General features: G+C 69.5%; 19 protein-coding genes and 1 pseudogene. 10 read left to right on the top strand and 10 right to left on the bottom strand.

Annotation, left to right across the window (positions count from 1 at the left end):
- Positions 1-307 (top strand): transposase (locus ALLO2_RS14215; RefSeq protein ID WP_157493396.1); only part of this gene is annotated, 307 nt, incomplete at its 5' end.
- Between the two features lie 116 nt (positions 308-423).
- On the opposite strand, the gene ALLO2_RS23410 is transcribed toward ALLO2_RS14215, so the two are convergent.
- The 3 genes from ALLO2_RS23410 to ALLO2_RS14200 form a co-directional block, all read right to left on the bottom strand.
- Positions 424-1,917 (bottom strand): antirestriction protein ArdA, encoded by a 1,494-nt coding sequence (locus ALLO2_RS23410; protein ID WP_051875262.1) that lies wholly within the window; start codon positions 1,915-1,917, stop codon positions 424-426.
- A gap of 83 nt (positions 1,918-2,000) precedes the next feature.
- On the bottom strand, positions 2,001-3,116 hold the full coding sequence (locus ALLO2_RS14205; protein ID WP_035732608.1) for a site-specific integrase: 1,116 nt from the start codon (positions 3,114-3,116) through the stop codon (positions 2,001-2,003).
- 287 nt (positions 3,117-3,403) lie between these two features.
- Positions 3,404-3,766 carry an Arm DNA-binding domain-containing protein gene (locus ALLO2_RS14200; protein WP_011435330.1) on the bottom strand — a complete coding sequence of 121 codons (363 nt, stop codon included), beginning with the start codon at positions 3,764-3,766 and terminating at the stop codon, positions 3,404-3,406.
- A gap of 438 nt (positions 3,767-4,204) precedes the next feature.
- Here ALLO2_RS14200 and fxsT point away from each other — a divergent pair, with 438 nt between their 5' ends.
- The 3 genes from fxsT to ALLO2_RS14185 all read left to right on the top strand — a co-directional run bounded on the left by fxsT (position 4,205) and on the right by ALLO2_RS14185 (position 8,891).
- A complete protein-coding gene (fxsT, locus tag ALLO2_RS23405) occupies positions 4,205-6,913 on the top strand; it encodes an FxSxx-COOH system tetratricopeptide repeat protein (protein WP_051875256.1) in 2,709 nt (902 codons plus the stop codon).
- Between the two features lie 654 nt (positions 6,914-7,567).
- Positions 7,568-7,888: a putative quinol monooxygenase gene (locus tag ALLO2_RS14190; RefSeq protein ID WP_011435328.1), complete on the top strand. Its 321-nt coding sequence runs from the start codon at positions 7,568-7,570 to the stop codon at positions 7,886-7,888.
- 130 nt (positions 7,889-8,018) lie between these two features.
- A complete protein-coding gene (locus tag ALLO2_RS14185; RefSeq protein WP_035732606.1) occupies positions 8,019-8,891 on the top strand; it encodes an NAD(P)-dependent oxidoreductase in 873 nt (290 codons plus the stop codon).
- A gap of 132 nt (positions 8,892-9,023) precedes the next feature.
- Here the strand turns inward: ALLO2_RS14185 and ALLO2_RS26450 are convergent, their stop codons facing one another.
- Positions 9,024-9,593 carry a hypothetical protein gene (locus ALLO2_RS26450; RefSeq protein WP_198031008.1) on the bottom strand — a complete coding sequence of 190 codons (570 nt, stop codon included), beginning with the start codon at positions 9,591-9,593 and terminating at the stop codon, positions 9,024-9,026.
- Positions 9,594-10,489: 896 nt separating this feature from the next.
- Here ALLO2_RS26450 and murI point away from each other — a divergent pair.
- From murI to rdgB, 4 genes are all read left to right on the top strand, one after another.
- Positions 10,490-11,392, top strand: coding sequence for a glutamate racemase (gene murI / locus ALLO2_RS14175; protein ID WP_023842099.1), 903 nt, complete (start codon positions 10,490-10,492; stop codon positions 11,390-11,392).
- Positions 11,389-12,138 carry an MBL fold metallo-hydrolase gene (locus tag ALLO2_RS14170; RefSeq protein ID WP_035732605.1) on the top strand — a complete coding sequence of 250 codons (750 nt, stop codon included), beginning with the start codon at positions 11,389-11,391 and terminating at the stop codon, positions 12,136-12,138. The genes murI and ALLO2_RS14170 overlap by 4 nt, the downstream gene beginning before the upstream one ends.
- Before the next feature lie 79 nt (positions 12,139-12,217).
- Positions 12,218-12,961 carry a ribonuclease PH gene (gene rph / locus ALLO2_RS14165; RefSeq protein WP_011435323.1) on the top strand — a complete coding sequence of 248 codons (744 nt, stop codon included), beginning with the start codon at positions 12,218-12,220 and terminating at the stop codon, positions 12,959-12,961.
- Positions 12,958-13,620: an RdgB/HAM1 family non-canonical purine NTP pyrophosphatase gene (gene rdgB, locus ALLO2_RS14160; protein ID WP_023842096.1), complete on the top strand. Its 663-nt coding sequence runs from the start codon at positions 12,958-12,960 to the stop codon at positions 13,618-13,620. Before rph ends, rdgB begins: the two co-directional genes overlap by 4 nt.
- A 163-nt stretch (positions 13,621-13,783) precedes the next feature.
- Here the strand turns inward: rdgB and ALLO2_RS14155 are convergent, their stop codons facing one another.
- From ALLO2_RS14155 to clpS, 5 genes are all read right to left on the bottom strand, one after another.
- Positions 13,784-14,731, bottom strand: coding sequence for a PLP-dependent cysteine synthase family protein (locus ALLO2_RS14155; protein ID WP_011435321.1), 948 nt, complete (start codon positions 14,729-14,731; stop codon positions 13,784-13,786).
- Positions 14,732-14,753: 22 nt separating this feature from the next.
- On the bottom strand, positions 14,754-15,146 hold the full coding sequence (locus ALLO2_RS14150; protein ID WP_023841214.1) for a MoaD/ThiS family protein: 393 nt from the start codon (positions 15,144-15,146) through the stop codon (positions 14,754-14,756).
- A 240-nt stretch (positions 15,147-15,386) separates the two neighbouring features.
- Entirely contained in the window at positions 15,387-15,791 is a 405-nt protein-coding gene (locus tag ALLO2_RS14145) for a Mov34/MPN/PAD-1 family protein (protein ID WP_035732603.1), read from the bottom strand.
- A 52-nt stretch (positions 15,792-15,843) separates the two neighbouring features.
- Complete coding sequence (locus ALLO2_RS14140) at positions 15,844-16,380, bottom strand: DUF2017 domain-containing protein (protein WP_232235102.1); 537 nt, start codon at positions 16,378-16,380, stop codon at positions 15,844-15,846.
- A gap of 197 nt (positions 16,381-16,577) precedes the next feature.
- Complete coding sequence (gene clpS, locus ALLO2_RS14135) at positions 16,578-16,868, bottom strand: ATP-dependent Clp protease adapter ClpS (protein ID WP_023841213.1); 291 nt, start codon at positions 16,866-16,868, stop codon at positions 16,578-16,580.
- Positions 16,869-17,126: 258 nt separating this feature from the next.
- On the opposite strand from clpS, the gene ALLO2_RS14130 reads away from it, so the two are divergent.
- The gene (locus ALLO2_RS14130) at positions 17,127-19,412 is read left to right on the top strand and encodes a molybdopterin oxidoreductase family protein (protein ID WP_051875254.1); all 2,286 of its coding nucleotides are present in this window, start codon (positions 17,127-17,129) and stop codon (positions 19,410-19,412) included.
- Positions 19,412-20,908: pseudogene (locus tag ALLO2_RS14125) on the top strand (FAD-dependent oxidoreductase); the annotation flags it as partial. The gene ALLO2_RS14130 and the pseudogene ALLO2_RS14125, both read left to right, overlap by 1 nt.
- Before the next feature lie 86 nt (positions 20,909-20,994).
- Here the strand turns inward: ALLO2_RS14125 and ALLO2_RS27290 are convergent.
- On the bottom strand, positions 20,995-21,690 hold the full coding sequence (locus tag ALLO2_RS27290; protein WP_011435314.1) for an NUDIX domain-containing protein: 696 nt from the start codon (positions 21,688-21,690) through the stop codon (positions 20,995-20,997).
- Positions 21,691-21,785 lie beyond the last annotated feature (95 nt).

The raw sequence follows: 21,785 nt of genomic DNA, 5'->3' as shown, positions 1-21,785 counted from the left end.
CCGCGACTACCCCATGATCGGCATGGACAACAACCCGGCGGAAAGGGCGATCAGGGGCCCGGTCGTGACCCGGCGCAACGCCGGCGGCTCCCGCACCGAGGACACCGCCCGCCACGCCGCCACGATCTTCACGGTCACCGCGACCGCCGCGATGCACAACCTGAACCTGCTGACCTACCTGGAGAACTACCTCGACGCCTGCGGCCGGGCCGGCGGCAAGCCGCCGACCGGCGCCGACCTCGACCGGTTCCTGCCCTGGGCCGCCAGCCCCGAGGACCTCACCACCTGGCAACAGCCTCCCGGCTGACCCCGACCCCCGAGACCCCAGCGGAGTGCCCCACGGTCACGCCGCCCACGATCATGCCCCAACGGGATTTCCGAATACGTACATGTCGACAGCGCTAAATTTAGCCGTCGATCACGCTACGATACGCTGAACACCCACACTCCACCTTCCGGCGTATCTGCAACGTGCAGATCGCACGCTATGTCCTCGGCGTACTGCTCCACATCGACACTGACATAGTGCCGTATGTCTTCCGGCAGGTCGTCAAGGAACCGGTAGAAGTCAATGTTCTGCAGGTAGTCCTCGGCATAGTCCGTGAGCGAGCCCCACTCACCGCGGTAGAATTCCTCGAACCGATCCACCAGCTCATCGTCTGCCCGGCCCAGGTGCGCCACCCATGCGCCGAACGCCAGGCCGTGTTCCGCGATACCTTTGGCGACCTTGCTCAGGTCTTGCAGCGACGGCCACTCGCCCAGCGTGGACGTGACGTCGTCCTCGAAGCCCTCGTAGTCGTGGATAGCCCACTCTTCGGCCGCCTCACCGTGCTGCCGGGCCGGCGAGGTTGCCAAGATACGGTCCACGGCCGCTTGCAGATCTTCGGTGTCCCGATCGGCGGCGACCCAGCGGCCGTGTAGGTAGCCGTTACTGTAGTCAGCCAAGCTGGCCACATAGACTCGCGGTCCGTCGCCGTGTGCGTCGTCGCCGTCAGCCTCGTCAGCCAGCGGCACCACCTCACCGTCCCGCCAGACACCCGGCTTGGCCGGTTCGTAGCCGGTGCCATCGACGACAGGGCAGAGCGGTTCGCCGTCTTGGTGCGTCCAGGTGGATCGATCGAGCCCGTTTGCCTGCTCAACGATCGGCTCTTCGCATGCCAGACAGGCATAGCCGACCCGTTCATGGCGAGCATCCAGGCCACGTCGTTCTAGGTCAACAAGTGAGTCTTCGTAGGTGCCGTACTCCCGGAGGATGGCCTGCCACCGCTGGTCGAGTGCTTCGCCGTTGGCCGTCTCCCAGACGTAACGGAAGCCCTGCTCGTCCTGGGAGATGATCGTGCCGCCGCCGGTGCCGTGATCGACGATCNGGCCGAACCAGCCCAGCTCATCTGCGCGGCCGACCTCCTCGTCCGGCGGTTCGCCGAACAGTTCGTCCAGCCGGTCCGGGTTTAGAGCATGATCTTTCCCGGGCGCCTCGTTGGCTTCGGCCAGTTCCGGTGCGATGGCGATCCCGCCGAGCATGCGCGCCCGTTCCCGGGTGGCGTCGATGCGGTCCAGGATGGCGGCGTGCTCGGTCCAGCCTCTCACTGGTCCCTTGTCCGGCCGAGCCTGGCAGTAGGCCCGAAGCGCTTCGACCCAGGAGGCGACCTCCGGCGTGTGGGATTCGAGGTCTTCGTACAGCTCGTGGTAGACAGTGTCCTCGATGATGTTGCCGGTGCTGGCCAGACTGTAGAGGGCGCTGACCTGACCGCCGTGCAGCTGTCCGGCGATGTAGCGCGCGGTGCGGTCGTCGATGGGCCGCTCCTCTTGGGCGGCGGCCTCAATGCCTTGCTTGATCAGGCGTTCGTCGTGCGACAGCTCGGCGGGTAGAACGTCTGCCTGGTTGATGATCCTTTCGTGAGATGGTGCGTGTTCCATGGGTATGGTTCCTGCTTACATAATCTTGATGGGTATGACCAAGAAGCCCGGCCACCAGGAAGGCGGCCGGTCTTCTGACACGGTCACGAGGGTTCAGCTGATCGCCGGTTGCGGCGGATGCCACGCTTGCGCAGCAGCGTCTTGACCGCCGTGAGACTGATCGAGTACCTGGCCGCCAAGGCGCGAGCGGTGCTGCCGGCCAGGTACAGGCTGATCAAGGTCTCGATGTCCGAGGCCGGGAGGCGGTCAACGATGGCGTGTCGTCGGGGCACCTGACCGGAACCTGTGAGGCCCGGAAGCTCCTGTGTCTCCCCCTGACCAGGGGTTTCAGCTACGACGGCCCAGACGGTTTGAAGATCGGTCAGTACCTCTGGCGTGTTCGAGTAGCGCCCAAGGAGGTGCACCCGTTGAACGGCAGCGTTCTCGCAGGTCAGATGCTCGCCCACCGTTCCTCCTCTGATCGTTTGGGCCCGTTTGGTCACAGATTGGTCACGACCGGGCCGTGACCGAAGTGGACGGACGAGGAGTCCGCGGGCCGGTGGCCGGGNAGTCTGACGCAGGCGCACCCGGTTCCGCATCGTCATCACCCAGGCCATCGGAGTCGNCCGAGTCGGTCGCGTCGCCACCGCCGTCGGGCCGGTCCGCCTGGTCCTCGTCGGCCTGCCCGCCAGTGCCGAGGATGAGCCCGGCGACGACTTCCGCGGCATCGGAGTGCATGCCGGGCAGAACGTGGCTGTAGATCTCCAGGTGATCGTGATGCTGGCGTGCCCCAGCCGCTCGGAGACGACCTTGGGATGCACGTTGCTCGCGAGCGCGAGGGTTGCCCAGGTGTGCCGCAGGTTGTGCAGCCGGATGACCGGCAGGCCGAGGCGCCTCACCCGCCGGAGGAACGCGCGGGAGTTCCGTTCCGGGTGCATGGCCCGGCCGTCCCAGTGGGTGAAGACAAGATCGGCCTCTGGCTCCCTGCCGAGCAACGCCAGCTCCTTCAGCTTGCTCTCGCGCAGGTCACGCAGCGCCGTTACGGTGGCCGTGTCCAGGGCGATGACCCGCGTGCCGCGTACGGTCTTCGGGTCGCTGAACACCGGCACCCGGCCGGTGTCAGACGTGGTGACGTTGACGAGCGTCCGGCGGATCGAGATGCGCCCCGCGTCCAGATCCACCGCCGACCAGGCGAGCCCCAGCGCCTCACCTCGCCGCACGCCGGTGGTGGCGAGGTGAGGCGCTGGGCGTAGGTCGGTTCGTCGCGGGTGGCGTCGAGGAAGGTCCGGAGTTCGGCGTTCGTCCAGGTGCGGATCTTCGTGTGCCGCTCGGCCTGGGCCTTCCGNTGCGGCGGCTTGGTCCGGTCCGCCGGGTTGCGTGGGATCAGGTCCCATTCGACTGCCGTCTTCAGCGCATCCCGAAGGATCGTGTGGATGTAGAGCACGGTCCGCGGCGACAGTCCGTGCCCCCGGGCATGGTCAGCCCGGCCAGCCCGGAGCAACTCGGCCTAGAGGGCTTGCAGGGTAGCCGTGTCAAGGAGCTGGAGCCGCACCCCGCCGAGCCGGGACAGGACATGCAGCCGCAGGTTCCGCCGGCATGACGCCAGGGTCGACGGCCGCAGCTCACCTTCCACTGCCGGGAGCCAGCGCGTCTCGATGAACTCCCGAACGGTCAGCCGGGACGGCTCGACGTACGTGCCGGCCGCGAGCTTGCCGAGAAACCCCGTCAGCGCCGCCTGTGCCGCCTTCTTGGTCGCGAACCCACGCCGTCTCGCCTGCCGACGCGGCCCACCCGCTGCGGTGATGTCGACGACGAAGAACCACCTGCCGGAAGCGTCCTTCCGGACGCTGCCCTGACGGCCGGCACTCACGAGGCCGCCCGGTGATCTCGCCCTCGAGGGCGGACTCCAGCACGACCTTCGTCAGCTGCTGGAGCAGGCCACCCTCGCCGGACAGCCGCACCCCCTGCTCACGGGCCTGGGTCACCAGCTGCGCGACCAACGCGGGATCGATCCCCGCTGGCGCAGCCTTCGCCTTCGACGCGCGGGGCCGTCCAGCGGCCGACTCCTCCAGGGACACCACAGCAGTGTCCGCTGCGTCTGTGGTGATCGTCATCAGGTGTCACTCCTTGATCGGGGTTACACCGTTGTTCTTACACACCCCGGGTGTCAGCCCGTTCGGCTGTCCGGTACGCGCCTGGGTTGTGACGATCCGTGGCTACTGTGGCAGGCTGTGCGGCTATGGGCACGAGGGTCCCGGCGTCAGGCGGCGGCGCGGTGCAGGGTGCGGCAAGGTCGCCATCGTCGGGGGTGGATTTCTTCGTCTCCTACACCGGGGCCGATCAGGGATGGGCGGAGTGGATCGCCTGGGTGTTGGAGGACGCCGGCTACCGGGTGCGGATCCAGACCTGGGACTTCAACGCGGGTAGTCATTTCGTCACCGAGATGCATCAGGCGGCACAGGTCGCGGCCCGCACGATCGCGGTGCTGTCGACGGCGTACCTGTCCTCGGCGTTCGCGGAGGCGGAGTGGCAGGCCGCCTGGGCCGCCGACCCGTCCGGGCGGGCGCGCAAGCTGCTGGTGTTCCGAGTGGAGGAATGTGATCGGCCCGGGCTGCTGGGTCAGCTGGTCAGCGTGGACCTGTTCGGCCTCGACCGGGACATCGCGGCCGGGCGGCTGGTGGCCGCGGCACGTGGGGAGCGGAGTAAGCCGGCGGTGGAGCCGGTCTTTCCCGGCGGGCCCNCCCAACCGATGGTCACCGCGACGGGGATGGAGCCGACGTTCCCCGGGCGGCTGCCCGATGTGTGGAACGTGCCGAGTCGCAACCGGCATTTCACCGGCCGCCAGTCCCAGCTCGACCAGATCCGCACCGAGCTGGGGTCGGGGCCGGTGGCGGTGACCACCCTGCACGGCATGGGCGGGGTGGGCAAGACCCAGTTGGCCGTCGAGTACGCCCATCGGCACGCCGCCGAGTACACATTGGTCTGGTGGATCGACGCGGAACAGACCCTCCTGGTCGGCGAGAAGTTCGCCGCGCTCGCGGGCCCGCTGGGTCTGTCGACCGATGGAGCGGTATCCGACATCGCGGCCATCGTGCTCGCAGCCCTAGGCCGTCGGGTGGGGTGGCTGGTGGTGTTCGACAACGCCGAGGATCCCGTCGCCTTGCGGGACTGGCTGCCAAGCGGACCGGGCCATGTGCTGATCACGTCCCGGAATCCGGGCTGGGAGGCACTCGCCGCTGCGGTCGACGTGGACGTGTTTGAACGGGCTGAGGCGGTGGCGTTCCTGACCCGCCGTCTTCCCGGCCTGAACGCGGCGGTAGCCGACGCGCTGGCTGCCGAGTTGGGTGACCTGCCTCTGGCGTTGGCGCAGGCCGCCGGCTACCTCACCACGACCCGGACGGATCCGGCCAGTTACCTTGCGAAGTTCCGTACCCGGCGTACGACGCTGCTGGGCAAAGGGGGCGATCCCCTCTATGCCGGCACCATCGCCACCGCTTGGTCCATGGCTCTGGAACGGCTGCGGGCCGACGCCCCGGCCACCGTGCAGCTGCTGACGCTGTGCGCGCTGCTGGCTCCCGAACCGATCCCGTTGGCCCTGTTCGATGACCATCCCGATCTTCTCGACGGCCCGTTGGCGCAGGCGTGCGCCGGTACCCATCCCCGGCTCGACCTCGACGATGTGGTCGGTGACGCGCTGGCCTACTCCCTGGCCCGCCGGAGCGGGAACACGATTCAGCTGCACCGCCTCGTCGGGGCAGTCATCGCCGGTCAGCTGCCCGAGGAACGTCGCGACGTCCTGCGCGGCGTGGTGGTGGCCCTGGTGGAGGCCGCACTGCCGGATGAACCCCACCGGTCCGGGACGTGGCCTGTCTACGCCATGCTGGTCCCCCACGCACGTATCGTGTTCCGTCCGGACCGTCCCGGCGTCCTGAAACTGCTCGAGTATCTCGACGCCAGTGGTGACTACCGGACGGCGAAGATCGTGCAGGAGGACGTCCACAACGACACCGTGGCACGGCTGGGCGCCGAGCATCCCGCGGCTCTGCGTACGCGTGCCGCCGTCGCCAACTGGACCGGGGAGGCGGGGGATCCGGGAGGCGCGCGCGACATGCTCGCGGCGTTGCTGCCCGTCTGCGACCGAGCCCTGGGCGCCGACGACCGGCAGACCCTGCTGGTCGCGGCCCGTCTCGCGGACTGGACCGGGCAGGCCGGCGACTGGCCCGGCGCGCGCGACCTGTGCCTGTCCATCCTGCCCCGGTGGCGACGCGTCGCGGGTGAGGATGATCCGGAGACCCTGTATGTCTGGGCGAATCTCGGGTTCTGGACCGGGCAGGCCGGCGACGTGGCGGGCGCGTGCGCTCACTACGCCGCGTTTCTGCCGATCAGGGAACGGGNGCTGGGACCGGAACACCCGGATGTTCTCGAATCCCGTGACCAGTANGCCCGTTGGATCGGGGAGGCCGGGGATCCCGCGGCCGCGCGCGACCTGTGCTCGGCGCTGCTCACCGTCCATGAGCGGGTGTCCGGCGCGGAGCATCACGGCACGCTGTGGGTCCGCACCAACCTCGCCTGGTGGACCGGCAAGGCGGGTGACCCGGCCGCCGCCCGCGACCAGTACGCACAGTTACTGCCGATCCGTGAGCGGGTCTCGGGTCCCGAGCATCCCGCGACCTTGGTCGCCCGGGGTAACTTCGCCTACTGGGTGGGTCAGGCGGGAGACCCCGCGATGGCCCGTGACCAGTACGCCGCCCTGCTCCTGATCCACCGGCGGGTCCTCNGCCCCNACCATCCGGACACGTTGCTCGACCAGCGCAACCTCGCCCACTGGACCGGGGAGGCGGGGGNTCCCGCGGGNGCCCGAGACCAGTTTGCCGCGGTACTGGCGCTGTTCGAACGGGCGTTGGGACCCGAGCACCGCGAGACCGTGGCCGCCCGCACCGAGCTCGCCGTCTGGACGGCCGCCGCACCCGACTGGGCTGCCGCGCCACCCGGATCCGCGACCGCCGGAAGGCCGTAGCCAAGCCCGACGGTCAGGGCTGTCGCGGCCACAAGCGCAGCCGAACGGGACCATGTGAGACGAGATTTCACTCCGCGCCATCCTCGATTCCGCATTGTCGGTCCGACGCCGTATCGAACCGCGAAGAGACCACGCCCGGCGGAGTCGACAGCATACGGCTGGACGTAGACCATGCAAGTCTCCTGAATCATCAGAGCAACAGGGCGCCGACCTTGCCTACATCCCGCCGGAGTGCGGTGCAGCGGCCAGCCGTCAAGGGATTTCCATTCACAGGTCGGTGAACACGAGTCGTCTCGAATTTGAACCACGAGTCGATGGAAGAAATCAGGCTGTGGCCCGCCGGCCGCGAATCGCTAGGCCGGCCGGGAGACCATGCCCGTCATCCACCAGATCCAGCCTTGAAGGAATACCATCGGGTACCGTTCATGACGTCCATATCGTCTTTGGTCGACAGAATCTGCTGTACATCGGCCTCCTGCCTTCAAGGTCCGGATGGCCCGTCCCGGACTACACAAGGCGGCCGATCTCAGGCCGCATCGATGTGGCCGGGCTCTCAGGCCACCATTAGAGTGATCTCCCGGATACGGTGACAGTACGTCGCGAAGCGACAGCGCCCCGCCATGTCCCTGTCGCAACACCCTGAGGAGGAGATCCATGTTCGGTCTGACGGTGCGGTTCGAGGTACGCCCGGACACGGCGGACGCGTTCGACGCGTTGGTGGCCGAGACGGTGCCGCTGATCGCCGCCCACGAACCCGGGACCTTGATCTACACTACCCATCGGGTGGTCGGCGACGACAATGCCCGGCTCTTCTACGAGCTCTACCGCGACCGCGAGGCGTTCGAGGATCATGAGAACCAGCCGCACATCCACCATTTCGTCGCCGAGCGGCAGGATCTGCTCACCGGTCCCCCGCGTATCGAGTTCATCACACTGACCTCGGGCACCGGGCTTCCTACGATGACAGGCGCCTGAGGACCCGGCACCTGCCGGTCCGTTCTTCACCCGCCCTGGGCTGGAGCGGCCGATGCCACTTGGCCCAGCCCAGCCGGGCAGGAAACCCGCGTCGGCGGACCGTCCGCCGACCAGGCCAGGAGGGTGACGCATGAAAATCGGTTTCATCGGACTTGGCGGAATGGGCAGCGCCATGGCGCGCAATCTGATCGACGCCGGCCACACCGTACTGGCCTGGAACCGCTCACCGGATCCCGTCACCGAGCTGGCCGCCGCCGGTGCGGTGCCCGCCAGCATCTCCGAGGCGTTCGCCACCGGAATCGTCCTCAGCATGTTGGCGGACGACCAGGCCGTCACCGACCGCCTGCTCGATCCGCGGGTACTGACCGCCGCGCCGGCCGGAGCACTGCATGTGAATATGGCCACCGTCAGCACCGCGCTGGCGATCCAGGCCCGGCGTGAGCACGCCGAGCACGGGCTGCGCTACCTCGCGGCTCCCGTCTTCGGCCGGACCGACGCCGCCCGCGCCGGCAACCTCACCATCGTGACCAGCGGCGATCCGGACACGATCGCCGAGGTTCAGCCCCTGTTCGACGTCCTCGGCCGGCGAACCTGGACGGTCGGCGATGCGCCGGAGCACGCCAACCTGGTGAAGATCCTGGGTAACTATCTGATCGCCTGCAGCATCGAGGCGATGGCGGAGGCGAGCGCCGTCATCGAGGCCGGCGGGATGAACCCGGCCACGTTCATCGAAGTGCTCACCGACAACCTGTTTACCGGCCCGGTCTTCACCGGCTATGGCCGCATGATCGGAAACCGGGACTACGAGCCCGTCAACTTCCGTCTCCCGCTCNGGTTGAAGGACGTCCAGCTCGCGCTGGCCTCAGGGCTGGAACGGAACGTTCCGCTGCCCTTCGGCGGCGTGCTGCGGGACGCCTTCGTCGACGCGCTGGCGCATGGCCAGACCGACCAGGACTGGGCCGCGGTGACCGAGACGGCCCGCCGGCGCGCCGGGCTCGCCTGATCCACGGTGCCGGGCCGCCACCGCACCGCGCTGCACCGTACCGACCTCAACGACCGNACCGAGCACAGCACGGACGGGATGTGCCCGGCCGGAGGAACGCCGCCCTGGCCGGTCAGTCCCCACTGGGCATCGCTACGGCTGGCGGCTGTCGTCGTGGTGCTTCTCTGGCTCCGCCGGCACCGGGCCGGACTGCGTGGCCCGGTGATGCTGTCCGGTGTCGGCGGACAGCAGGCCGGACATGGATACTCCGGTAAGAGCGGGCGGCGGGAAACCCGCGCCACGGCGGACCGCGGAGCCATACCAGCGGTCGTCGTCNAAACCGCTCTCGTCGTCGCTGCCGTCCGGACCGTCCCCGCCGGCGTAGTCCCAGCTCGACGACCAGTTGTCCGACGAGGACTCGACGGAGGCATCGGATGCGTCCGAACGCGCCCAGTCGAACTCACCACGACCGAACACGAACGAGCCACCCATCGGACGATTCTCCGGTATCGAGCGGTGCACGGACGCCGACGCCGACGCCGACGCCGGGCCGACGACACGCGGGATCACAAGCCAGGCAGTGATGTTGACCCCCACGACAACGAGGATAATGACAATCGGAACCAGATAGCCGTACTCGGGCGGCAGCATGACGGCAAGCGCCGTCAACCCTCCCACCAGGAGGGCGACGCCCGTGGAGATCGCCGCGAGGAGCCGGGCCATGGACATGTTCCTATCGCCGTACGGCCAGCGATGCCCCCGATCGACGTCAACCCGACAAGGCAGAGGACAGTTTGGTGCCGTGTATCCCGCTTACACCGTCCGTCCTCACGCCATGGGACGATCTTGATTGCTCGAAGAGCCACCCGACCGCGACCCTCCGTGCGTGGTCACGTGCTGACGTCCCCTGATCTCCCTGGATGACTGCACGGCCGGACGATGGCAAGACCACCGCGTGACGTCATCGTAGAAGCGCGGGGAGACGTCGGGAACCACGTTGCGTCGATACCCCGGGGACGGCCTGGAGGCGGCCTGGAAGACGACTGGAGACGGACTGGAGGCGGACTGGAGGCGGACTGGAGACGGGCTGGAGACGCCCGGAAGACGCCCGGAGACATCGAGGATGCGACTGGGGTGCCTCGAATCGGGGACGGATGGGAACGACCCGGACACCTCAGCCGCGTCCTCAACATACCTGTTCGATAGCTAGTAGTCACTGATCGATTACAGGCAGTTCTAGCCTACACTCCGTTTGGCGTGCCTGTACCCGTATGGCATACCCACCCGGGCACGGCTCCTCGTGGACGATCGACAGACGGACCACGCATTTCCCGCGATACATCGATGAAAGATCGCGTTCCGGACCAGGCGAAGGTCATCGGATGATCCAGCAGACCGGGACGATCCCCGGATGTCGAGCCGGCCACACCTCGGCCCCTCGCGGCACGCGGACGCCTTCACCTGGGTAAACAACGAGGTATGACGCACAGCGATGCGCCCAGCTCAGCGAGGCGAGATGGTCCTATGTCGGACGCGCGAGGACTGTCCGGGACCGGACAATGGTTCCGTGACAACAGCCACAGGGTGAGCATCGGGTTTCCGGCTTAGTCTGATCGCTCATGAGCGGCGCGCCGATCGGGGTGTTCGACAGCGGGGTGGGCGGTCTGACTGTGGCGCGCGCCATTTTGGACCAGCTTCCGCATGAGCCCCTGATGTATCTCGGGGACACCGCTCGGGCACCCTACGGTCCGCGGCGGATCGCCGAGGTGCGTCGCTACGCCCTCGATGCCCTCGACCGGCTCGTGGACGAGGGCGTGAAGCTGCTGGTCATCGCCTGCAACACGGCAAGTGCCGCCTGTCTGCGCGACGCCCGGGAGCGTTACGACATACCAGTCATCGAAGTGATCATGCCGGCGACCCGCCGAGCGGCCGCGGCGACCCGCAGCGGGCGGGTAGGCGTCATCGGCACGCTGGCGACGATTGCCAGCCGCGCCTACGACGACGCGTTCACCGCCGCCGCGGGCGTGGAGTTGACCGGTGCGGCCTGCCCGGCGTTCGTGGACTTCGTTGAGCGGGGTATCACCTGCGGGCGGCAGTTGCTCGGTCTGACCGAGGCGTACCTCGCACCATTGCAGGAAGCCAACGTGGACACGGTGATACTCGGATGTACACATTACCCACTGCTGACGGGGGTCATCGGCCTCGTGATGGGAGAGGGCGTCACTCTGGTGAGTAGTGCCGAGGAGACGGCCAAGGACACCTACCGGGTACTTGTCCGGCATGGACTCTTCCGCGATCCGGACCTTCCGCCGCCCACCCACCGGTTCCTCACCACGGGTGATCCAACCTTGTTCAGCCGGGTGGGACGCAGGTTCCTCGGCCCCGAACTCGTCGGCGTCGCGGCGGTGTCCCCGCCCGTTCCCGCCGCGCGGGCCACAGTCACGCCTCCAGCCGTATGGGCCGCCCGAACCGGGGCGGACCAGGAACCCTCCTCCCAGCAGAGCCCGGTGGTGCCACGGTGAAACTGACGATCCTCGGCTGTTCAGGCACGTATCCCGGCCCGACGTCGGCCTGTTCGTCCTACCTCGTCGAGTCGGACGACGGGTTCCGGCTCGTCCTCGACGCGGGCAACGGGTCCATGGGCGAACNGCAACGGCACTGCGACCTGCGTGAGATCGACGCGGTGCTGCTCAGCCACCTGCACGGCGACCACTGCCTGGACCTGGTGGCCAACTCCTACGCGCGGCGGTACCACCCGGAGGGCATGCCGCCCAAGCTCCCGGTCTACGGCCCGATCAACACCCAGGAACGGCTGTGCGGAGCGTTCGAGAAATGGCCGGACGACAGCCTGGCCGACATCTACGACTTCCGGACCATCGGCGCCGGCCGCCTGCACATCGGGCCGTTCCGGATCGATCTCACCCGGGTGGCCCATCCGGTGGAGGCCTATGGCATCCGCCTCACCGCCGACGATCGGGTACTGACCTACTCGGGCGACACCGGGGCGTGTGACCGGCTGGTCCGCCTCGCTACCGACAGCGATCTCTTCCTCTGCGAGGCGTCGTTCCTCGATGAGGAGGACAACCCCCCTGACCTGCATCTGACCGGCCGGGAGGCCGGCGAGCACGCCCGGCGAGCCGGCGTGGGTCAGCTCGTGCTCACGCATCTTGTCCCGTGGGGGAACGCCGCCCGTTCCGAGGAGGAGGCGGCTGGCGTCTACGACGGCCCGCTGACCCTCGCGAGCCCCGGCACCGTCTATGAACTCTGAGAGCTCTGGGAGCTCTGACGGACCGCACCTCCGCACCTCGGCGCGCGGCCGGGTCACCCTGGGCCGATAGTGTCGCGACGTGATACGAGCGGATGGCAGGAGACCGGACGAACTCCGGCAGGTGACGATCCTGCGGGGATGGCAGGAGCACGCGGAGGGATCCGCGCTGATCAGTGCGGGCCGGACCAGGGTGCTGTGCGCGGCCTCGGTGACCACGGGGGTCCCGCGCTGGCGCAAGGGCAGCGGCCTGGGCTGGGTGACCGCCGAGTACTCCATGCTTCCACGGGCCACCGACACCCGTAACGATCGCGAGTCCGTGCGCGGCCGCATCTCCGGGCGGACCCATGAGATCTCCCGACTGATTGGCCGCAGCCTGCGTGCCTGCATCGACCTGAAGGCCCTCGGCGAGAACACCATTGCGATCGACTGCGACGTGCTGCTCGCCGACGGCGGCACGCGCACCGCCGCGATCACCGGCGCCTACGTCGCGCTGGTCGACGCCGCCCGCTGGCTCGGCCGGCCCGATGCGATCATCACGAGCGTCAGTGCGGTCAGCGTCGGCGTGGTCAAGGGTGAGGCGATGCTCGACCTGGCCTACAGCGAGGATTCCACCGCGGACACCGACATGAACGTGGTGTGCACCGGGGCGGACGGTTTCGTCGAGGTCCAGGGCACCGCCGAGGGCACCCCGTTCGACCGGACGATGCTCGACAGCCTGCTCGACCTCGCAGTGCGTGGATGCGCTCAGCTCACCGCGATCCAGACCGAGGCGTTGCGCGGCCCGGTCCCGGCGGGGCCTCCCCGCCCGGGAGGTGCTCGATGAGCGCCGAACACCACGGATCGGCCCGGACGACGAAGGTGGTCCTCGCCAGTCGCAACGAGGCGAAGCTCGCGGAGCTGCGCCGCATCCTGGCGGCCAGCGGCCTGGCCGTGGAGCTGGTGGGCCTGCCGCCAGGCGAGGAGGTGCCCGAGACCGGGACGACCTTCGCCGAGAACGCTCTGATCAAGGCGCGGGCGGCGGTCGCGGAGACCGGGCTGCCCGCGGTCGCCGACGACTCCGGGCTCGCCGTCGACGAGCTGGCCGGGATGCCGGGGGTGCGCTCGGCTCGATGGTCGGGCTGGCGCGACGGCACCCGGGTCGAACGGGACACCGCCAACAACACCCTGCTGCTCGCGCAGCTTGACGACGTCCCGGCCGACCGGCGCGGCGCCGCCTTCGTCTGCGCGGCGGCCCTGGTCACCCCGGACGGCGTCGAACAGGTCGCCCACGGCGAGCTACGTGGCACCCTGCTGACCGAACCTCGCGGCGTGGGCGGCTTCGGCTACGACCCACTGTTCCTGGCCGACGGTCAGACCCGGACGAACGCCGAACTGTCCGCGGCGGAGAAGGATGCGATCAGCCACCGCGGCCGAGCCTTCGGCGAACTGGCCCTGGTCCTCGGCGAGGTCCTCGCCGCCCCACCCACCCCCGCCACCGACTGAACCGCCGCATCGCGGCGAAGCCCCGGGGTCCCCGCATTGCGGCGAAGCCGCCAACCACCCCCGACGGCTCCCCCAGGAAGCTCGCCGAAGGCGAGCTGACGGAAACCCCGAACGGCGCCCAAGGCCAGGGGTCCCCGCATTGCGGCGAAGCCGCCATGCGGGGCTAGGCCCACAGCTGCCCTTCCAGGGCGGCTTCGGCTTCTTCGAGGGTGCCGGCGTAGGCGCCGGTGGACAGATACTTCCAGCCACCGTCACAGACGATCAGGACTATATCGGCCGACTTGCCCTCCTTGACCGCCCGCTCGGCCTGCGCAAGCGCCGCGTGCAGGATGGCCCCGGTGGAGATCCCGGCGAAGATGCCCTCCTCCTGCACCAGCTCGCGGGTACGGCGCAGCGCCTCCCGCGGACCGACCGAGTATCGCGAGGTGAGCACCGACGGGTCGTACAGTTCGGGAACGAACCCCTCGTCGATGTTGCGCAGCCCGTACACCAGCTCGCCGTAGCGCGGTTCGGCCGCGACGATCGAGATGTCCGGCACCCGTTCCTTGAGGTAACGACCGGTTCCCATGAGGGTTCCGGTCGTGCCGAGGCCCGCCACGAAGTGCGTGATTTCGGGCAGGTCCTCGAGAATCTCCGGCCCGGTCGTCTCATAGTGCGCCTGGGCGTTCGCCGGATTGCCGTACTGGTAGAGCATCACCCAGTCGGGATTCTCAGCGGCCAGCCGCTTCGCGACGGCGACCGCCTCATTCGATCCGCCGGCGGCGGGCGAGAACCTGATCTCGGCGCCCCACATCTGCAGGAGCTGACGGCGCTCGATCGAGGTGTTCTCCGGCATCACACAGATCAGCCGGTAGCCCCGCTGACGGCAGGCCATGGCCAGCGAGATCCCGGTATTACCGGACGTCGGTTCGAGCACGGTCGCGCCCGGAGTGAGCAGACCGCGCTTCTCGCCGTCGGCGATCATCCACAGCGCCGCCCGGTCCTTGATCGAACCGGTCGGGTTGTCCTGTTCCAGCTTCGCCCACAGCCGGGCATCCGGCGACGGCGACAGTCGCGGAAGCCCGACCAGCGGGGTCCGGCCGACGGAGTCGGCCAGGGAGGAGAAGCGCATGAGTCGGGACCCGTCGCTCGCGTCAGTGCCGCCCGGGCGACATGCCAGGCGACAGCACGGCCAGCCCCTCGCTGCCCGGAACTTCGGCGCTGCCCGGAACTTCGGCGCTGCCCGGAAACTCCCCGACGTCGACGGAGCCGCCGGCGACGGCGGGAAGGATGGTGACCTCGTCGCCGTCGCTGAGCTTGGCGTCGAGACCGCCGAGGAAACGAACGTCCTCGTCGTTGACGTAGATGTTGACAAAGCGGTGCAGCTCGGAACCGTTGTCACCGGTCACCAGCCGGCCCCGCAGCCCGGCGTACCGGGAGTCGAGATCGAGGAAGAGCGCGGCGACCGTGTCGCCCGTGCCCTCGACCAGCTTCGAACCTCCCGTGTAGGTACGCAGGATCGTCGGCACACGGACCTGGACTGCCATGGTGCTCCTTTCGCGGGTGCCACCGGCCGGGCTCGGCGGTGGCGCCGCCCGGATGGGCGGGGNGTCACGTCAGCGGGTTCTACCTCAGGCGGACAAGCGGACGAGTCGTGGGTGCCAAGGCTCCGCAGTCATCATCTTCCCGGACCGTGTCCACCATCTTCCCGGACCATGTCCCTTCCCGGACCATGTCCGTCGCCGCGTCATCGTCCGTCGCCGCGTCATCTGCAACACCAGGTCGTCTCAGACGATTTCCACCGGCTCCTCGGTGACCACGCCATCGACGATCCGGTAGGACCGGAACTCGGTCACGTCCGGCTCCCGGGTGGAGGCCAGTACGTAGTGCGCGCCCGGCTCGGCCGCGAGGGACACGTCGGTTCTGGACGGGTACGCCTCGGTTGCGGTGTGCGAGTGGTAGATGATGACGGGCTCCTCGTCCCGGTCGNCCATCNCCCGCCACACCTTGAGCTGCTCCATTGGGTCGAAGCGGTAAAAGGTCGGCGAACGCTCCGCGTTCTCCATCGGGATGAACCGCTTCGGCCGGTCCGACCCCAGGGAGCCGGCGACGATGCCACAGGCCTCGTCGGGATGATCTCGACGGGCATGGGCGACGATCGCCTCATAGCAGGCACGGTCGATTCGCAGCACGAGCCCACCGTACGACGCCGAAGGGGCGGTTCGGGTCGGCCTTCGCCCGCGACTACCCCAGAGCTCGGGTCAGATCGTCGAGCAGCTCGGTCAGGAACGCGTAGACCGCGACGAGCGGGCGGCGGGAATCGTCCGGGTCGAGGTGTTCGAGTTCCGCGGTGGAGTCGTCGTCGGTGAGACCGAGGCGGGTTCCCAGCACCAACCGGAGGTCGTTCAGCGTCGTCAGCCAGTCCTGAGCGGCCTCCTCATCGAGCAGGAGCGCCCTCCCAGGCGCCGGCACAGCGGACAGCACCCGCCGAGCGGCGTCACGCTTGCGGGCGAGCAGATCGTCCGTCCGGCGGCGGCGGAAGTCCCCGGAGGCCATCGGATCGTCCGGGTAGGGGTCGGGAAGCAGACGAGCGATCGCCGGATCGTCCGGCGGCGGCGGCGCGGTGTCACGCAACCCCACCAGCGCCTCCAGCGGGTCCTCGACCGGCGGCGGTTCGAGCAGGGACTCGATCTGGCCGACGAGCTCGATCAGCAACGCCGCCTCGAGCCGGGGAAGGCGCAGCTCGATCCCGGCACGCGTGCGGCGGAAGCCGTCAGCCACGTCCCTCCGTTCCCCCACTCCCACGCTCCCGGCGACGGTGCGCCCGGGACGACCGCCCCACATGACCGTCTGAACCGTCCGACCACGGACGCAGCCAGCCTACCCAGGGCATGCCGCACGGGCTGCTCCGGGCGGCAGGGCACCGGTGCGACGGAAAGAGCCCCGGGTCGGGCACCGGTCTCGGGTCACCGGTCGGGTCAGTCCTGGGCGATCGTCGCCCACAGGCCGTAGGCGTGCAGGCGCTCGGCGTCGGCTTCCATCTCCTCCCTGGTGCCGACGGCCACCGAAGCCCGCCCCTTGTGATGGACGTCGAGCATCAGCTTGGTGGCCTTCGGCTTGCTGTAGCCGAAGAGCTTCTGGAAGACATACGTCACGTATGACATCAGGTTGATCGGGTCGTTCCAGACAATGGTGACCCACGGCCGATCGTCATCGAGGGTCTCGTCGACTTCCTCGACATCGAGAGGCGACACGGCGGCGACAGACACGCTGCCTATTGTTACGCCATTCCCACGACAGTTCTCCTCGACGGGTCGTGTGCCGTGGCCGGCAATCACCTCTCAGCAGGCGGCCCAACGCCGGGAGACGACCGAGCGCCGCAGGGTGGCATCGTCGGGGCCGCAGCCGCACATCGGGGGGCCGCACATCGGGGGGCCGGCCAGGATGAGAACCACTTTGCCGCCGCGAAACGGCTCCGACCCGGCCGAGACACCCCCTCGCCGCACGCTCGGTGCGTGACCACGACCATGCCGGTGCCGGCCGCGCCCCTTGCCGAGGCTGCGACACACTGCCCGTACTGCGCCCTGCAGTGCGGAATGATGCTGCGCGCCACCCCGGAGAGCGCCGCCAAGGAAGGCACCGGAAAAGACGACGGCCCGGAACCCGCAGGTGGAAGGTCTCCGGGGCCGGTTACCGTGCTCGCCCGCGAGTTCCCCACCAACCGGGGCCGGATGTGCCAGAAGGGGTGGACCTCCGCCGAGCTGCTGACCGCCGCGGACCGGCTCACCACCCCGCTGATGCGGCCGCGACGCGACGCCCCCCTCGAGCCGGTGAGCTGGGAACGGGCACTCGACCGCATCACCGAGGGGATCATCCGCCTCCAGCGCGAACACGGCCCGGACGCGGTCGGCGTCTTCGGCGGCGGCGGGTTGACCAACGAGAAGGCCTACGCCCTAGGCAAGTTCGCTCGGGTGGCGCTGCGCAGCTCCGCGATCGACTACAACGGCCGGTTCTGCATGTCGTCGGCGGCCGCCGCGGGCATCCGCTCGTTCGGGCTGGACCGGGGCCTGCCCTTCCCACTGGAGGACATCGCGCACGCCGGGGCCGTCATCATGGTCGGCAGCAACGCGGCCGAGACCATGCCCCCGTTCATGCAGTATCTGACCCGCCAGCGGGAGAACGGCGGGGCGCTCGTGGTCGTCGACCCGCGGCTGACGGCCACCGCCCGCGCCGCGGCCCTACATCTGCAGATCACCCCGGGAACTGACCTGGCCCTGGCCAACGGGCTGGCCTACATCGCCCTAACGGAGGGGTACGCCAACCGCGACTTCCTCGCCGCTCGGACGACGGGCCTCGCCGAGCTGCGAGCAGTACTCGCCTCCTACTGGCCCGAACGGGTGGAGCGCATCACCGGAGTGCCGGTGGCAGACCAGTACGCCGCCGTGGACCTGCTCGCCCAGGCCGAACGGGCGATGGTGCTCAGCGCCCGCGGTGCCGAACAACACAGCAAGGGCACCGACACCGTCACGGCGCTCATCAACCTCGCCCTCGTACTGGGGCTGCCCGGCACCCCCGGGTCGGGCTACGGCTGTCTCACCGGCCAGGGCAACGGGCAGGGCGGCCGGGAACACGGGCAGAAGGCCGACCAGCTTCCCGGCTATCGCAAGATCATCGATCCGGTGGCCCGGGAGCACATCGGTCGAATCTGGGGCGTCGACCCGACGACCATCCCCGGTCCGGGCCGCAGCGCCTACGAGATGCTGGACGCGCTCGGCACGCCGCAGGGCCCGAGGGCGCTCCTCATCCTCGGCAGCAACATCGCCGTCTCCGCCCCCCGGGCCGGTCGGATCACCTCGCGGCTGGCCGCCTTGGACCTGCTCGTCGTCGCCGACTTCGTGCTCAGCGAGACGGCGGCCATGGCCGACATCGTCCTGCCGACCGCCCAGTGGGCGGAGGAGGAGGGGACGATGACCAACCTGGAGGGTCGGGTACTGCGGCGGGAACGGCTGCGGCCTCCTCCGGCCGGGGNACGCACCGACCTGGAGATCATCGCGGCGCTCGCCGCCCGACTCGGCCACGCCGAGCGCTTTCCCGGCGAACCACGGGCGGTCTTCGACGAGCTGCGCCGGGCCAGCGCCGGAGGGATCGCCGACTACGCGGGCATCAGCTACGAGCGGATCACCGCATCGGACGGGGTGTTCTGGCCCTGCCCGGACGAGACGCACCCGGGCACCCCCCGGATGTTCCTGGATCGCTTCGCCACCCCGGACGGACGGGCCCGGCTCGTGCCGGTCGAGCACCGTCCGGTGGCGGAGGACATCGACCCCGAGTACCCCTACTACCTGACCACCGGGCGGGTGCTGGCTCATTACCAGAGCGGTGCGCAGACCCGCCGGATCGGACCCCTCGTTGACGCCGCGCCGGAACCCTTCGTCGAGATCCATCCCGACCTCGCCGAACGGCTCGGGATCGCTGAGGGGGCGCCGGTGCGGGTCACGAGCCGACGAGGCACCTGCGAGGTGCCGGCGAGGCTGACCGACACCCTCCGATTCGACACCGTCTTCCTGCCCTTCCACTGGGCCGGGGCCGGACGGGCGAACTCCCTGACCAACGACGCGCTCGACCCGACGTCCCGGATGCCCGAGTTCAAGGTGTGCGCGGTCGCGGTCGAGCCGATCGACGACCCGGACGACAACCCGGACGACGATCGGCATGCCACCGGGTCCGTCCCCACCGCGACGGTCGGGGCTGCCGAACCCGTCCGAGCCATGTTGACGGGCCGCAGCCAACCGAGCGGAAGGCACCAAGGGTGATGACCGCAAGACCCCGAACCATGATGCACGACGCCGCGCCCGCGTCGGACTCCACAGGGGCCTCCGGGCCGCGCCGCGTAGTCATCGTGGGGCATGGGATGGCGGGCTCCCGGATGATCAGCGAGCTTCGTTCCCGAGATCCCAACCTGATCATCACCGTGTTCGGGGAGGAGCCGCATCCCGCCTACAACCGCATCCTGCTGTCGAACGTCCTGGCAGGAAAGGCGGATCTGGCCGACATCACCCTGGTCGACCATGCGGCGTCCGGCGACAGCGGTGACGGCACGCCCCCGCGCGCCCTGGTCGACGTCCGGGCCGGCGTGGTGGCGCACCACATCGACCGTACGCGTCGCACCGTCACGGCCGACGACGGCAGCGTCGTCGCCTACGACGTACTCATCCTCGCCACCGGGAGCCGGGCGTGGCTGCCACCAATCGAGGGACTGACCCGACCGGATGGGACGCTGCTACCCGGAGTGGCGGCGTTCCGCACCCTCGACGACTGCCGGCACATCCTCACCCAGTCCGAACGGGCCACCCGCGCGGTGGTACTCGGCGGCGGCCTACTCGGCCTGGAGGCGGCCCGCGGCCTGGTCCGCCGCGGTCTGGACACGACGGTCCTGCACGCTGCGGGTCACCTGATGAACCGCCAGCTCGACCGGCGGGCCGGACAGGTGCTGGTCCGGACGCTGGCCGGGCTCGGGGTGCGGTCCCGGCTCGAGGCCAGGGTCGTCCGGATCCATGGCGACGAGCGGCTCGCCGGCGTGGAGCTGGCCGGCGACGAGGTGCTCGACGCCGATCTGCTGGTGGTCTCGACCGGCGTCGTGGCGGTGACCGACCTCGCCGCGGCGGCCGGCCTGCCGGTCGAAGCCGGGATCGTGGTGGACGATCAGATGCGCNCCCCCGCCGATCCGGCCGTGTTCGCGGTCGGTGACTGCGCGCAGCACGACGGGACGGTGCAGGGGCTGGTGGCGCCGGCGTGGGACCAGGTCCGGGTGGTGGCCGACGTTGTCACCGCCGCCGACCCCGCCGCGCGCTACAGCGGCGCCCGACCCGTGACCAGGCTCAAGGCGTCGGGAGTGGATCTCGCCACCATGGGCGAGGTCGACGTGGACGAGTTCGACGAGGACGCCGAGGTGCTGCAGTTCGTCGATGTCACCCGGGGCACCTTCAAGAAGCTGGTGATCCGCGGGGACCGACTGGTGGGCGCGATCATGCTCGGTGACAACCCGACGGTGGGGACCGTGACGCAGCTGTTCGACCGGCAGGCTCCGGTGCCGGCCGACCGGCGCAGCCTGCTGTTCCCGACCCGGACCGAGGTCACCGTCACCGACAGTCCGGCGACCCTGCCCGACCGGGTCACCATCTGCCGGTGCAACAACGTGACCAAGGGCGGGATCACCCGCTGCTGGTTGGACGGGGCACGTGACCTGCCGGCGATCGTCACCGGCACCCGGGCGACGACCGGATGCGGCACCTGTCGGGACGCCGTCGCGGGCATCGTCGAGTGGCTGGCCGCGGCCGACCCGGACCCGTCGGCCGCGGCAGGCGACAACTGCGCGGCCGGTCTGGAGGAATCTCCTCAGACCGACCGGCGCAGCAGCGGCGGGTGCAGCGCGACCGCCGAGCCACGCCGATACAGCTCGGCGGGCCGACCGCCACCGCGCGGGGAGGTGCGCTGGCCCAGCGGTACGACGAATCCCGGCGTGGACAGCACCTTGCGGCGGAAGTTCGGCGGATCCAACGCGACGCCCCACGCGGCCTCGTAGACGCGGCGCAAGTCGGCCAGGGTGAACTGCTCCTCGCAGAAGGCGGCGGCCAGCGGGGTGTACTCCAACTTGGCCCGGGCCCGCTCCACGCCGTCCCCCACGATCCGCGGATGGTCGAAGGCCAGCGTCGGGCCGTCGGTCGAGTCCAGGTCCTCCACCGGCCACCAGCGGGCCCGCGGTCCATCCCGGCCGGGCTGTGGCTGCGGCTGCGGGAGATTCGGCAGCAGGGCCAGGTAGGCCACGCTGACCACCCGGACACGCGGGTCGCGGTGCGCGCCGCCGTAGGTCCGCAACTGCTCGAGGTGACCGGTCGTCGTGACGCCCGTCTCGGCCGCGAGCTGCCGCAGGGCCGAGGCGTCGAGATCCTCGTCGCGGTCGACGAAACCACCGGGCAGCGCCCAGCATCCGCCGAACGGGGGATCGTCCCGGCGGATGACCAGGACACAGAGCCGACCGGCGCGCAGGGTCAGTAGAACCACGTCCACGCTGACGGCGAGGGCGGGCGGCATGACAGCGTCACCGTCATGCCGCCCGCCCTCGCCGTCCAACGGACCGCGGATCCGGTTCGGTGGAGAGGCGGGCGCCACCCCNCCAGTCTGGCCAT

The sequence above is a fragment of the Frankia sp. Allo2 genome (assembly GCF_000733325.1).
Taxonomy (GTDB): Bacteria; Actinomycetota; Actinomycetes; order Frankiales; family Frankiaceae; genus Frankia; species Frankia casuarinae.
The sequence above is the reverse complement of the archived record's forward strand: the minus strand, read 5'-3'. Positions and strand labels throughout refer to the sequence as shown.

What these genes read in the sequence shown, in the direction of transcription:
- murI (WP_023842099.1), top strand. Translation starts at nt 10,490, where the DNA reads ATGAGCGGCGCGCCGATCGGGGTGTTCGACAGCGGGGTGGGCGGTCTG.
- ALLO2_RS14150 (WP_023841214.1), bottom strand. Translation starts at nt 15,146, where the DNA reads ATGGCAGTCCAGGTCCGTGTGCCGACGATCCTGCGTACCTACACGGGA.
- ALLO2_RS14190 (WP_011435328.1), top strand. Translation starts at nt 7,568, where the DNA reads ATGTTCGGTCTGACGGTGCGGTTCGAGGTACGCCCGGACACGGCGGAC.
- rdgB (WP_023842096.1), top strand. Translation starts at nt 12,958, where the DNA reads ATGAGCGCCGAACACCACGGATCGGCCCGGACGACGAAGGTGGTCCTC.
- ALLO2_RS27290 (WP_011435314.1), bottom strand. Translation starts at nt 21,690, where the DNA reads ATGCCGCCCGCCCTCGCCGTCAGCGTGGACGTGGTTCTACTGACCCTG.
- ALLO2_RS14155 (WP_011435321.1), bottom strand. Translation starts at nt 14,731, where the DNA reads ATGCGCTTCTCCTCCCTGGCCGACTCCGTCGGCCGGACCCCGCTGGTC.